This window comes from Azotobacter beijerinckii, assembly GCF_900110885.1.
Classification (GTDB): Bacteria; Pseudomonadota; Gammaproteobacteria; order Pseudomonadales; family Pseudomonadaceae; genus Azotobacter; species Azotobacter beijerinckii.
Genome location: NZ_FOFJ01000079.1, coordinates 1 through 12,865 on the forward strand (window position 1 = coordinate 1; position 12,865 = coordinate 12,865).

11 protein-coding genes and 3 pseudogenes are annotated in these 12,865 nt (G+C 56.0%); 10 read left to right on the forward strand and 4 right to left on the reverse strand.

Annotated elements, in window-relative coordinates:
- The 3 genes and pseudogenes from BMY22_RS20810 to BMY22_RS24020 form a co-directional block, all read left to right on the forward strand.
- Nucleotides 1–466, forward strand: a 466-nt coding sequence (locus tag BMY22_RS20810) for an aldehyde dehydrogenase family protein (protein WP_143068577.1), incomplete at its 5' end; no start/stop codon positions are given.
- A gap of 784 nt (nucleotides 467–1,250) precedes the next feature.
- The gene (locus BMY22_RS20815; RefSeq protein WP_090625147.1) at nucleotides 1,251–2,480 is read left to right on the forward strand and encodes a maltoporin; all 1,230 of its coding nucleotides are present in this window, start codon (nucleotides 1,251–1,253) and stop codon (nucleotides 2,478–2,480) included.
- Nucleotides 2,481–2,583: 103 nt separating this feature from the next.
- Nucleotides 2,584–2,742 (forward strand): annotated as a pseudogene (locus BMY22_RS24020) (OprD family outer membrane porin); the annotation flags it as partial.
- A gap of 190 nt (nucleotides 2,743–2,932) precedes the next feature.
- On the opposite strand, the gene BMY22_RS20820 reads toward BMY22_RS24020, so the two are convergent.
- Entirely contained in the window at nucleotides 2,933–3,262 is a 330-nt protein-coding gene (locus tag BMY22_RS20820; protein WP_244158949.1) for a DUF2790 domain-containing protein, read from the reverse strand.
- A 177-nt stretch (nucleotides 3,263–3,439) separates the two neighbouring features.
- On the reverse strand, nucleotides 3,440–3,604 hold the full coding sequence (locus BMY22_RS24490; protein ID WP_167363781.1) for a hypothetical protein: 165 nt from the start codon (nucleotides 3,602–3,604) through the stop codon (nucleotides 3,440–3,442).
- 370 nt (nucleotides 3,605–3,974) lie between these two features.
- On the opposite strand from BMY22_RS24490, the gene BMY22_RS20825 reads away from it, so the two are divergent.
- From BMY22_RS20825 to BMY22_RS20840, 4 genes are read left to right on the forward strand one after another with little or no spacing between them, the layout of a single operon-like run.
- On the forward strand, nucleotides 3,975–5,282 hold the full coding sequence (locus tag BMY22_RS20825; RefSeq protein ID WP_090625148.1) for an MFS transporter: 1,308 nt from the start codon (nucleotides 3,975–3,977) through the stop codon (nucleotides 5,280–5,282).
- A gap of 15 nt (nucleotides 5,283–5,297) precedes the next feature.
- Nucleotides 5,298–6,338 carry an NAD(P)-dependent alcohol dehydrogenase gene (locus tag BMY22_RS20830; RefSeq protein ID WP_090625150.1) on the forward strand — a complete coding sequence of 347 codons (1,041 nt, stop codon included), beginning with the start codon at nucleotides 5,298–5,300 and terminating at the stop codon, nucleotides 6,336–6,338.
- 49 nt (nucleotides 6,339–6,387) lie between these two features.
- Complete coding sequence (locus BMY22_RS20835) at nucleotides 6,388–7,293, forward strand: helix-turn-helix domain-containing protein (RefSeq protein WP_090625151.1); 906 nt, start codon at nucleotides 6,388–6,390, stop codon at nucleotides 7,291–7,293.
- A gap of 56 nt (nucleotides 7,294–7,349) precedes the next feature.
- The gene (locus BMY22_RS20840) at nucleotides 7,350–7,625 is read left to right on the forward strand and encodes a PfkB family carbohydrate kinase (RefSeq protein ID WP_425265985.1); all 276 of its coding nucleotides are present in this window, start codon (nucleotides 7,350–7,352) and stop codon (nucleotides 7,623–7,625) included.
- A gap of 69 nt (nucleotides 7,626–7,694) precedes the next feature.
- On the opposite strand, the gene BMY22_RS20845 is transcribed toward BMY22_RS20840, so the two are convergent.
- Nucleotides 7,695–8,588 carry an AraC family transcriptional regulator gene (locus BMY22_RS20845; RefSeq protein ID WP_090625159.1) on the reverse strand — a complete coding sequence of 298 codons (894 nt, stop codon included), beginning with the start codon at nucleotides 8,586–8,588 and terminating at the stop codon, nucleotides 7,695–7,697.
- Nucleotides 8,589–9,247: 659 nt separating this feature from the next.
- On the opposite strand from BMY22_RS20845, the gene BMY22_RS20850 reads away from it, so the two are divergent.
- Both BMY22_RS20850 and BMY22_RS20855 read left to right on the forward strand, forming a co-directional pair.
- A complete protein-coding gene (locus tag BMY22_RS20850; protein WP_090625153.1) occupies nucleotides 9,248–10,762 on the forward strand; it encodes a mannitol dehydrogenase family protein in 1,515 nt (504 codons plus the stop codon).
- A 93-nt stretch (nucleotides 10,763–10,855) separates the two neighbouring features.
- The gene (locus tag BMY22_RS20855) at nucleotides 10,856–12,163 is read left to right on the forward strand and encodes an MFS transporter (RefSeq protein WP_090625155.1); all 1,308 of its coding nucleotides are present in this window, start codon (nucleotides 10,856–10,858) and stop codon (nucleotides 12,161–12,163) included.
- Nucleotides 12,164–12,328: 165 nt separating this feature from the next.
- On the opposite strand, the pseudogene BMY22_RS20860 reads toward BMY22_RS20855, so the two are convergent.
- Nucleotides 12,329–12,487 (reverse strand): annotated as a pseudogene (locus BMY22_RS20860) (IS5/IS1182 family transposase); the annotation flags it as partial.
- On the opposite strand from BMY22_RS20860, the pseudogene BMY22_RS24025 reads away from it, so the two are divergent.
- A pseudogene (locus tag BMY22_RS24025) lies at nucleotides 12,484–12,621 on the forward strand (carbohydrate porin); the annotation flags it as partial. The pseudogenes BMY22_RS20860 and BMY22_RS24025 overlap by 4 nt on opposite strands.
- Nucleotides 12,622–12,865 lie beyond the last annotated feature (244 nt).

Below are 12,865 nucleotides of genomic sequence, written 5' to 3' on the forward strand. Positions count from 1 at the left end.
CCCAGGCGGCGGCGAGGTGCGCGAGACCTTCTTCTACCCGGCGGTGCTCTACCCGGTGAGCGCCGAGATGCGCGTCTACCAGGAAGAGCAGTTCGGCCCGCTGGTGCCGGTGGTGCCCTACCGCGACCTGCAGACGGTGATCGACTACGTGCGCGAGTCGGACTTCGGCCAGCAGCTGTCGATCTTCGGCAACGATCCGAAGCAGGTCGGCCAACTGGTCGATGCCTTCGCCAACCAGGTCGGGCGGATCAACATCAACGCCCAGTGCCAGCGCGGCCCGGACAGCTTCCCGTTCAACGGCCGGAAGAACTCGGCGGAAGGGACCCTGTCGGTGTACGACGCGCTGCGGGTGTTCTCGATCCGCACCCTGGTGGCGACCAAGTTCCAGGACGACAACAAGCAGCTGATCAGCGAGATCATCCGTAACCGCGAGTCGAGCTTCCTGACCACCGACTACATCTTCTGATGTTCTGAGGTGTGGCGCCGGACAGCGCTTTCCTTGCTGTCCGGCGGCTCGTCCGTGCCCTCATCATCATGGAGGTTTGCTCCGTGGCCGGGGTGGGCGAGGAAAACGATGTTTCAATGGCGGGCGCATCTATGCGCTGAGCTGAAGTTGTTTTATTATGTATTTGGTGAATCGTTTCAGCTACTATCCGATTCACAGCGTTGTTTCAGTCTGAGGGGCTTCCCTCATGGCTTCGAATAAATATAAGAAGGTCTACCGACATGCTTCACTGCCCATCTCCATACCCTGCATTCATCCGCCATCCCCTGTTCATGCGCCTTCCGACTGCCGGTTCCCGGCCGGGCGATTTCGCGTGGGCGATTTCCTTCGGGCAGGCCCGACGCGCCTTGCTCAGCCCCGACTCCTGAAGACCGGATCTTCCGGGCAGCCCGGGCAATCCCCGGTCTGAAACCTGTCGGTGCAATGATGGCTGCATGGATAGCGCTATCTTTTTTGGCGTCGATCTTCATAGGTAATCAACAACAATGAAGAGCAACCAATGATCACCCTTCACATTGCCGTCTCCTCGCTGCCGGTTCCCCGGAGGTTTGTGGGAAGCATTCCGAACCTGGGCTGCCCCCTTGTCCCCGAGCTATTTCGACGACCTCCCTTGAGGATTTCGGGCATCCGCTGAAGAAGTCCGACCATCCACCGCAGGAAGCTATGAGCCATTGCCCGCTCCCCGGCCGGGCGCTCATGCGTACGGACCTTCACTTAGTAGAAAACAATAAGAATCGGAGCGCATATGAAGAAAAAATTGATGAAAAAGGCGCTGTATCCACTGTGCGTTTGTCTCGCATTTCCCCTGACATCCCACGCGCTCAATTTCAGCGGCTATTACCGCCTCGGGGTCGGGGGCAATACCAACGGCAGTACGCAATCCTGCTTCAAGTTGCCCGGCGCGCGCTCGAAATACCGGCTCGGCAACGAGTGCGAGCTGTGGAGCGAACTTGCCTGGGACCACGCCGTCGCTCTTGACGATGGTTCAACGATCAGCGGCATGGTGATGGGCGGCTTTTATAATCCGATTGGGCATATGCCGAAGTTCAAGGACTCCAACGAGCATGGCGGTGGCTCCTCGCGGATCCAGCAGATGTTCGTCGAGTGGAAGAATGCCGGGGTGCTCAACGGCGGCAACTTCTGGGTCGGGCGCCGCTACTACAAGCGGAACGACATCCACATGACCGACTACTACTACTGGAACCAGAGCGCCACCGGTTTCGGTTTCGACGAAGTGCCGATCGGCGACCTGCGCTACAGCTACGTCTTCTCGCGCAAGGACAACTACGACCAGGAGCCTTACGTCAACCGCCACGACTTCAACGTCAACGGCTTCAAGACCAATCCCGGCGGCGAGGTGCAAGTGGGCCTGAGCTACCTGCAGAAGCCGGACAGCGAAGATGCCCACAGCGGCTGGGCGGTGAGCGTGCAGCACAAGCAGGCGGGCTTTCTCGGCGGGAAGTTCAACACCTTCGCCCTGCAATACGGCGAGGGGCCGGGCACGGGGCTTGGCTACACGGGGGACACGACCCTGAACAGGAACAACAAGACCTGGCGTGTCGTCGAGTATTTCGACTGGCAGACGACCGAGCGTTTCGGCGGCCAGTTCCAGTTCGTCTACGAGAAGAATATCAACCCCGACGGTCCCGAGCTGCGCTGGATGTCCACCGGCATACGGCCGGTCTATGCCTTTACCGAGCAGTTCAAGCTGAGCGGCGAGGTGGGGCACGACCAGGTCATGACGTCCGGCGGCACCCGCAAGCTGACCAAGTTCACCGTCGCCCCGACCTGGTCGCCGGGCGGGATGGGCTTCTGGGCGCGTCCGGAGCTGCGTCTCTACTACACCTACGCCAGCTGGAACAAGGCGGCGCAGCGCGCGGCCGATCCCGACACCACGCTGTCCGACACCGGCGCCTTCGGCTCCAACCGCCACGGTGGCAACTTCGGCCTGCAGGTGGAGTACTGGTGGAAATAGGTAGCGCTATCTTATTTATTGTGACGCCGGGGCATTCGTGCGAAGCCTCGGCTGAATCCGGCTCGAGATCGCCAGGGCAGCCTGTCCTCGCCGGCGCACAGGGCTGGACAACAAGCTGTGGAGCGCCCTGTTCACGTACAGCTTGGCCGGACATGCGATCAAGGCCGGCTATCAGAAAGTCACCGCTCACAGCGACTTCCCCAGCCTTGCCCCCGACTCCGGCACGGGCCGCTCGCTCTACCTGATTACCAATACCAAGCTCTGCTTTGATCGACTGCTGAGGAGTGCAGGAGAGGTTTGCCTGTAATCTGGGAAAAGCATCCTGCCAAGCGCTCTTCGGGGCAGAAAATCGAATCCGGAGGCATGAAATAGCCCGCGACGGACATGTGAGTATTCATTTTTGTCCTGCCAAGTAGGGCAGGAGCAAACGTCGGGGCTATTTCAGAATAGCCTTAGCCGTTCTGGCAGCCGCTGCCCATGATCTGGTAACGCATAATGTGTATCTCACCATGCGAGTCCTCGTAGGTCATGACTGCTGGAGTTACACCACAAGCCATTGGGTTGCTTTTTACGGAAATGACCTTGTGAACGTCCGGTTTATCACCGTATTGGTAGTCATGACTATCGACAGTCTTTTCATCGTTGGCTGACTGATGAGGAGTAACAAGTTGGATATCAGCAGTCAAGGGATCAGGTTCCTTTTCGGCGGCATTAGCTATGTTGCTCATAGCCATAAAGGAGGCCGCAGCCATCATCAAAGCAGCTAAACGTTTCATGGTCATTCCCCTGTTTCATCAGGCAAGCCGGTCCCTTCACTGAGTTTTCCCAGCGGTACCTGTTTGAAGATCTAGAATATTTTCTTCTTGTCTCTCTGGGGATAATTATATGGGTTCGATGATTTTTGAGTAAGCACGATTCCGTTCATTCATTGTTGAGTATTGGGAAAGTATTGCTATGCATCAGCTTTTTCGGCATTCAGCAATTGATTTTAAATAACAGCTTAAAGCAAAAAATTGCGTAGAAAATCTGAAAAAGTCACGCCATTTCCTGCCTGCCTCCTTGCTTAATTGTTCAAAAATGGCAGCTTCGCGGAAGTTCAGGCCGGCACCTTTCTGCAAATCCATGTTTTTGCCCTTGAGGAATGCCTTGCAGGGGGCATCAGTTTAGGTGCCGGTTTACCAGCAGCGCCACCTGGTGATGTTGCGGGACTTGGTGGGGGACCGGAAGAGGTGCCGAGAAATAGCAGGTCCACGCCTATGCTCTCATTGATTCGAGATCGGTTTTCGACCGAGGCTGCCTGCCGTAGATGAACTGCCCAATGACCTGGCCTCCCGGTGCCTACGCCGAACTTGCAAAAAAGTATTAGTCGTCTGCAATGGACGCGCTAGCCAATCCGATCTCGCCATAGTTACCCTTGAAAGGCCAGCCACCAAACTGGCGACAGTCTATGTGTGCGGTGGCGTATTAACTACAAATACAACAAAGGAAAATATCATGGTTCAGCGTGAAGAATCACGAGGGCTGCTATTCGGTATGCCCTTGTCCCTCATCTGGGGTTATATCGCCATTGCCGTGTTCATGACGGGAGATGGCATTGAGCTAGCCTTCCTGTCGCGCTATGTCGTCGACCTCGGTTTCTCGCCCACCCAGGCCTCCTTTCTCTTTACCGTCTATGGATTACTGGCAGCCCTGTCCAGTTGGAGTTCCGGCGTACTGGCCGACATTTTCGGACCGCGCCGAATCATGCGCATCGGCGTGGTCGCCTGGATCGTATTCCATGTGCTTTTCCTGTTCTTCGGTCTGGGTGAAAAGAACTACGCCTTGATGGTGTTGTTCTATGGGATCCGCGGCCTGGCCTATCCCTTGTTCATCTATGCCTTCGTCGTCTGGGTCTCGCACGTTGCTCCGAGAGAGCGTCAGGCCTCGGCGATGGGCTGGTACTGGACGATGTACTCCATCGGTATCGGCTTTTTGGGAACTTATCTGCCCAGCTTCACCATCCCGCACATCGGCTTCATGGGCACCCTATGGATGGCAGTCGCCTGGGTGGCAGTAGCGGGCGCCATGGTCATGCTTCTAGTGAAAGATTGGCAGAGGGCAGATAGCGGTGCCAATACGAGTCTTGCCGGGCGTCTTCGCGAGTTGAGCCGTGGCGTCACTATCCTGTTCGACCATCGCAGTATTCTTATCGCGGCCCTTGTACGGATTATCTGCAATCTGCCGCTTTTCGGCTTTCCCGTGATCATGCCGCTGTTTTTCACCTCCCCGGAGGTGGGCTTCACGATGGAACAATGGCTGCGCATCTGGGGCGCCCTGTTCATCGTCACCATTTTTACCAATGTGATGTGGGGATTGATCGGCGACCGGATCGGCTGGGTCTTCCAGATGCGCTGGTTCGGTTGTGCCGGATGCGCGCTCGCCACCCTGGCCTTCTATTACGTGCCGCTCACTTATGGCGCCAGTTTCCCTGTAGCCATATTGGCAGCGATTGCCCTGGGCATCGGGGTATCCGCCTTCGTACCCATGGGCGCGATCTTTCCCACCATGGCCCCGGAACACAAGGGCGCGGCCCTCTCTGCGCATAACCTGGCGGCCGGACTCTCCAGCTTCATGGGACCGGCTATCGCCACCTTGGGCATCTCCACGGTGGGCGTGGAGGGCATCGTCTGGATCTACGCCTTGCTTTACCTGCTTGGAGTAGTGCTGACCTATTTCATCCACGTCGATCAACCGGGCTTTGAACATAAAGCCAAGCTTGCCGCTCCCTTCTCGCATCAGTCGAAAACCAGCGAAGCACTATAAATAGGAAGAACCCCCATGAAAGCTCTGGTCTTGGAAAAGCAACACGACTTGAAGATTCGCGATATCGATCTGCCCCTGATCCTGGGTCCGGACGATGTGCGCATCCGCATCCATACCGTAGGCGTGTGCGGCAGCGACGTTCATTACTACACCCATGGCCGCATCGGCCCTTTCATTGTCGATCAACCGATGGTGCTGGGGCACGAGGCAGCCGGTACGGTCATCGAAGTCGGCAGCAATGTGACGCACCTGACCAAGGGCGACCGCGTCTGCATGGAGCCCGGCATTCCCGATCCCAAGTCCAAAGCCTCGCGTCTGGGGCTCTATAACGTCGATCCGGCGGTGGTGTTCTGGGCGACTCCGCCGGTGCATGGCTGCCTGACCCCCGAGGTCATCCATCCGGCGGCCTTCGCCTACAAGCTGCCCGATCACGTCAGCTTTGCCGAAGGGGCACTGGTGGAACCTTTCGCCATCGGCATGCAGGCAGCGGTCAAGGCCCGTATCAAACCCGGCGATGTCGCCGTGGTCATCGGTGCCGGCACGATCGGCCTGATGACCGCCCTGGCCGCCCTGGCCGGCGGCGCGAGCCGGGTGCTGGTTTCCGACCTGATGGTGGAGAAGCTGGCCATTGCCCAGCGCTATGAAGGCATTACCGCCGTCAACGTGCGGGAACACTCCCTGCAGGACAAGGTGGCCGAGGCCACCGGCGGCTGGGGCGCGGACGTGGTGTTCGAGGCCAGCGGCAGTGCCCGGGCCTATGGCGATGCGCTGGCGGCCGTCTGTCCTGGCGGGGCGCTGGTACTGGTGGGTATGCCGGTCGAGCCCGTGCCCTTCGATGTGGTGGCGGCCCAGGCCAAGGAGATCAGGATCGAGACCGTGTTCCGCTATGCCAATGTCTACGAGCGGGCCGTGAACCTGATCGCCAGCGGCAAGGTCGATTTGGAACCGCTGATCTCGGCGACCTTTCCCTTCGAACAGGGCGTCGAGGCTTTCGAGCGGGCCGCCAGCGCCCAACCGGGCGATGTGAAGGTGCAAATCACCTTTGGCGATGCCTGAGCGCAATAGCTACCTTGACATGACAGGTTAGAACGGAAGCCGCAGGGTGATGAAAGGCAGACAACTCGGCGAGAGGACTTCGGATCTCGAGGTGATCTTCAACGAGCCACAGCACAGCTTCCGGTGGTACGAACACGATTACCCGTATCCACTGGCACGCTGGAATCATCACCCTGAATTCGAGATCCATCTGATCCGTCAAGGCAATGGCAAGCTGCTTGCCGGGGACTATATCGGCCACTTCGGTCCTGGCCATGTGGCGCTGATGGGCCCCGGGCTCCCCCATGACTGGATCAGTGACCTGGCACCGGAGCAAAGGATCCAGGGACGCGATGTGGTTCTGCAATTCGACGGGGAAGCCCTGCTGCGTCTGCGTGAAACACTGCCTGAGCTGGGCGAGTTGCAATCCCTGTTCAGTCGGGCTCGGCAAGGCATCGAATTCAGTGGCGAGACGGCCTGCACTGTCGCCCGCTTGCTGGAGGCCATTGGGCAGACGGTCGGCCTGAAACGCCTGGTGCTGTTTCTGTCGCTCCTGGAAACACTGGCCCAGGCTGGAGCCGACGAGAGTCGCATACTGGCTAGCCCGCAATATGCGCCAATGCTGGATAACCTGACGAGCGAGCGGATGAATCGGATCTTTGATTACATCCTGGGAAATCTGGCCGGAGAAATCCGCATGTCGACCATCGCGCAACGTCTGCAGATGAGTGAGCCGGCCTTTTCGCGCTTTTTCAAACGTACGACCGGGCATACCTTCGTCGAGCTGATCCGCAAGTTGCGGATCCAGCGGGCGTGTCGCCTGCTACTGCAAAGTCAGCAGTCGATTGCAGATATCTGCCTGGAGGTGGGCTATAGCAACCTGTCGAACTTCAATCGTCACTTTCGCCATGAAATGCATACAACACCCAGTGATTACCGTAAACAACTCGTGCTGCACTCCATTATTAAAAAATAAAGAAGCATTAGCACGACCAGAAAAGTTCGAAGGCTCACCTGCAAAGAGGATGCATCATGTTTTTAGTCTGCGGCGAGGTATTATTCGATTTTTTCGAGTCGGCGCATGGTAACTTGCCAAGACAAATCACCTTCAAGGCAATAGCGGGTGGTTCTCCTTTCAACGTGGCGGTGGGACTGAGTCGGCTGGGCATAGAGGCCGCATTGCTGACAGGCATTTCCACCGACTTTCTGGGCAAGCAGTTGCGCCAGGTGCTGGAGGAAGAGGGCGTATCAACCCGTTACCTGGCGTCCTGTGGACGCAGCAACGACGTTAAGCTTAATTTGTCTTGATGAGCAAGGCATTCCCCATAACAGCTTCTATGGGCAGTTCAAATGGGTGTTTGTTTTTGAGGTAGTACACTATCCAGCTATACTCGCCAACTTACGATAGTGGGACGGAGTCATTTCCTTGAATGCCATAAAGTGGCGATTGAAATTAGATATATTGGTAAAGCCCACTTCGAAACAGATATTTGTAATCGGTAGGTCGCTGTGAACCAGTAGATCGCAGGCGCGGGTGATGCGCAGGCTGTTGACGAATTCTACAAAGCGTCGCCCGGTCGCCTGGCGAAAGAACTTTGAGAAGTAGGTGGCTTGCATGCCGAGTTCCTCGGCAACTTCCTCCAAGCTTATGTTCTCGTGGTAATGATTGAAAATATAATTGACCGCCTGATTTACACGCTGTTGGTTCTTTTCACCCGTGATGGTCAGATAATGCTCACTGGAAAGTAGTTGGTACTGATCTGCCTTGGCGAGAAGGCCCATGACGGATAAAAAGTGGGCCAGGGATTCCAGTCCACTGGAAGTCGCTATTTTCTGCATCAAGCGCTGTGTTTCACGGATGGTCGCGGCGTCCTGGAATTCGATGCCAAAGCTTGCCCGTTGTAATAAGCTATCCAGCTCGGTGAGCTCTGGCAGGACATTGCGTGCTGCCTGAATCATTTCGTCGATGAATACGACAACCTGGTCCCGCTCCGGATAGATTTCCTGTTCTTCCGTATGACTGATCCAGTTATGGGGAAGGTTGGGGCCAATCAGGAAAAGAGTACCGGGATAGAAGTTGCCAATGTAATCCCCGACGAAAACCTTGCCGCAGCTGTGGGTGATCAGATGCAACTCGTACTCCTTGTGATAATGCCAGCGGACCAGAGGGTCGGGAAAACCGTGCTTTCGATAAAGAATCGAGCTGTGTTCCTTCGGAGGGATTAGCTCGTAGGAGGGAGATGACTGACGTGTTGCGGCTCGCTTGTTCATCACCTTGGGTTTGAGTCTTGTCAGGTGGCACATGCTGCAAACATATATAAAGAAGTAAAGCTTGTACACTTTATGATTTCGGAAACAGGTAAATTTTATTTAAGTTGTTGATTTTTATGGTTTTATTTTTTGAAGTAGCGCTAGTCTTGCTGGGTGCGTCTGTTTTTTTGTGCAAAAAAGTACAGGTTTTTTGGATATTATGAGTTTGTCTTGGTAGTGAATACCTGGTGTAATCCATTTCATCCTGAGTCTCCCGTCGAATGTCCATCATTCGTGAGGGAGATTGACAAGAAAGATAAAAAACAGCTGATCGTGCGATCGGCAGAGGACTTGGCAATCATGAGCTATCCATCAAGCCTGGCCGTGCAGCCTGCTCATTCCTTACCACTATCCCATAAGGCGATTTGTCGCCGGCTCTGTCAGGCCGGTAATGGCTTTCTTGAAGCACTTCGTCAAGGCGCCCGAGGGTTTGGCTGTCACCGCCACATTTTGCTCAAGCCAAGCCCCTCAGCCTGGTCGGCCTGATTTCTCCAGCATCGCCTTTTACTTCGAACTCTTTTTAATGCGCGTCTTCACGCGCCCCGGGATCCTTGTTGCCTGACGAAAGACAGAGCCTTGTTGGTCCCCGACAAATCCGAGCGGTCTAGAGGTAGAAAAACGTGAAACTCAATACCCAAAATCTGTCTCAACTTCCTGAGCGTGTTCAGCGCCCTCTATACGACCGCAAGCAGGTCAGGCAGGGAATCGTGCATATCGGTGTCGGTGGCTTTCATCGTGCCCATCAGGCGATCTATGCCGAGATGCTGCTCAACCGGGGTAAGGCCCGCGAGTGGGGCATTTGTGGGGTGGGGCTGCGCTCGGAAGATCGAGCCATGCAGGAGGCCCTGGCCTCCCAGGACTATCTCTATACCCTCTATGAGCTGGGTGACAGCGACAACACGCAGATCCAGGTGGTCGGCGTCCTCGGCGATTTCCTCCTCGCCGAGGACGGCTCCGAAGCGCTGATTCGCAAGCTGGCTGACCCACAAACCCGGATCGTATCGTTGACCATCACCGAAGGTGGCTATTGCACCGACGACAGTAGCGGCCAGTTCAATGCCGATCTGCCGCAGATTCGCCATGACCTGGCCAATCCACAGCAGCCCCGGACGGTATTCGGTTTTCTGACCGAGGCTCTGGCCCGCCGTCGGGCAGCCGGCGTCAAGCCGTTCACCGTGATGTCTTGCGATAACCTGCCACATAACGGCCGCGTGGCTCGCAATGCCCTGTTGAGTTTCGCCAAACTGCGTGATCTCGGGCTCCATGACTGGATTGCCAGCAACGTCAGCTTTCCCAATGCCATGGTCGATCGGATCACGCCGATGACCAGCGATGCGCATCGCTCCCAATTGCTTGAGGAAACCGGCATCGAGGATGCCTGGCCGGTGGTGGCCGAGCCTTTCCTGCAGTGGGTGGTGGAGGACAAGTTCTGCAACGGCCGCCCCTGCTGGGAAGAAGTTGGCGTGCAGTTCACCGACGATGTCACGCCCTATGAGGAGATGAAGATTCGTCTCCTCAACGGCAGCCATATGGCGATGGCCTACCTCGGTGCCTTGCTCGGCCACCGCTATGCGCACGAGGCGATGCAGGATGCGCAGCTGCTGGCGTTTGTCCGCGCCTACATGGACCGGGATGTCACGCCGCTGCTGGCCGAGGTACCCGGCATCGATCTGGAGAACTACAAGGACACGCTGATCGAGCGTTTTTCCAACACGGCAATCTGTGACCAGATCAGCCGGCTTTGCTCCGACGGCTCATCCAAGCTCCCGAAGTTCGTACTGCCGAGCCTGCTGGGCCAGATTGAAGCTGGCGTTGATATGCGGCGCACGGCGCTGATTCTGGCCGCCTGGTGCCACTACCTGCGCGGCCTCGACGAGCGAGGAGCAACTTACCCAATTCTCGATCCGCGTGCCGCCTCGCTACAGAAAGCCGCAGGCCTCAAAGAGCGCCTGGTCGAGAGTTTCCTGGGGCTCGAAGATGTGTTCGGGCACAAGATTCCGGCTTCTGCGACATTCGTGGCGATCTTCCGCCTGCAGCTCGAGCGTCTGCAGACACTCGGCGTGCGCGCCACGCTTGAGTTGACGATGGCGGAGGAAGTTGGTGCGAACGAAAGGAAATTGGCAACCTTAATTTGACTATAGATTGACTATTTAAAATAGCCAGCCGGCAAACTGGCAGCAATTATTTATTCAGCCATTAAATTACAAATACAACAAAGGAAAACCGTTATGGTTCAGCATGTAGAGTCACGAGGATTGCTATTTGGCATGCCTTTATCCCTGATCTGGGGCTATATCGCCATTGCTGTGTTCATGACAGGAGATGGCATTGAGCTGGCTTTTCTCTCCCGATATATTGTCGACCTTGGTTTCTCGGCTACACAAGCATCGTTTCTCTTTACCGTCTATGGATTACTGGCAGCCCTATCCAGTTGGAGTTCTGGCGTATTGGCCGAAGTCTTTAGGCCTCGCCGAATCATGCGAATCGGCGTGATTACCTGGATCGTATTCCATGTTCTCTTTCTGTGTTTCGGATTAGAGATGAAGAACTATCCTTTGATGGTGGTGTTCTATGGAATACGCGGCTTGGCCTATCCACTGTTTATCTATTCCTTCTTGGTCTGGGTGGCACAAGTGGCCCCGCGCGAGCGTCAGGCCTCGGCCATGGGTTGGTACTGGACGATGTACTCCATCGGTATCGGCTTTCTAGGAACTTATCTACCCAGTTTCAGCATTCCCTATATTGGTTTCATGGGCACTCTATGGATGGCAGTCGCCTGGGTTGCGGCGGCGGGCGCCATGGTCGTATTCCTAGTAAGAGACTGGCAGGTGGCAGATACCTGCGCTAATACGACTCTTGCCGAACGTCTCCACGAGTTGAGCCGTGGCGCCACTATTTTGTTTGAAAGTCGCAGTATTCTCATTACTGCGATTGTGCGGATTATTTGTAATCTAACACTGTTCGGTTTTCCCGTGATTATGCCGCTGTTCTTTACCTCCCCCGAGGCGGGCTTCACGATGGAACAATGGCTACGCATCTGGGGCGCCCTATTCATCGTCACCATTTTCACCAATGTGATGTGGGGGCTGATTGGCGACCGGATCGGCTGGGTCTTCCAGATGCGCTGGTTCGGCTGTGGCGGGTGTGCGCTCGCTACATTGGCTTTTTACTATTTGCCACTTACATACAACGGTAGCTTTTTTGCAGCCTTAGTGGGAGCGATTGCTCTAGGCATTTTTGTCTCCGCCTTTGTCCCCATGGGGGCGATTTTTCCGGCTATGGCCCCAGAGCATAAAGGGGCTGCCATCTCCGCACATAACCTGGCTGCCGGACTCTCCAGCTTTATGGGACCAGCTATCGCCACCCTGGGCATCTCCACGATAGGTGTAGAAGGCATCGTCTGGATCTACGCCTTGCTTTATGTCGTAGGAATAGTACTGACTTATTTCATCCATGTTGAGCAGCCTGGACTTGAGTACAAGGCGATGCCAAGCCTCGATATTTCGAAGCGCTCGGAAATCAGCGAAGCAATATAAGTAGGAAGCCTCTTCATGAAAGCTGTAGCAGCCTGCTGAAATTTGCCACTATGACCGCGACCACCGCTCCGTTGGCAGCCATGGTCGCGGTCATAATAGGCCTTGCTCAACAGGGCAAAGCACACAATTTGACTCGTTCTGGGCGCACCTTCCCCATAAGCCGGCTCATATCTTTGTGCCTGCAGCCAGCAGCTTCGGCAGACACACCAGATCACTCGTGGCCATGGCCAGCAGGAACAGTGCTTCGACACGCTCTCGTAGCTTCATCTGACGCAGGACGGCCGCCGCCTTGAGCCAGCGGAAGTAAGTCTCAATCCAAGCACGCGGCCTGGAACGAGGCGGCACAGCGCGCAGCCACCGCAATGGATCCCGATTCTGCGCTGTCTGCCACCGGCCCCTTCGGCTCCGATCGAAATGGTGCGAACTTTGGCGTACAAATTGAACACTGGTGGAAATAGTCAGGCCAAGACATATGGGATTTGTACCGATCCTGAGTTATCGACATAAGTTTCCCAAAGAATCGATGCGGTACTTGATTATTAATCCGGCGCCCAGACTTTAGCGGTGTCTACGGCTCTTTCAGGCGTCCAGTAAGTAGCCCCCGGCAAAGCCGGGGGCTTTATTCTGGGCTATGTCTGAGTTAGCTGTTGCATGGCTGCTCGCCCCAACGCTTCCCTCAAGCAAATCAATGGATTGAGCTGC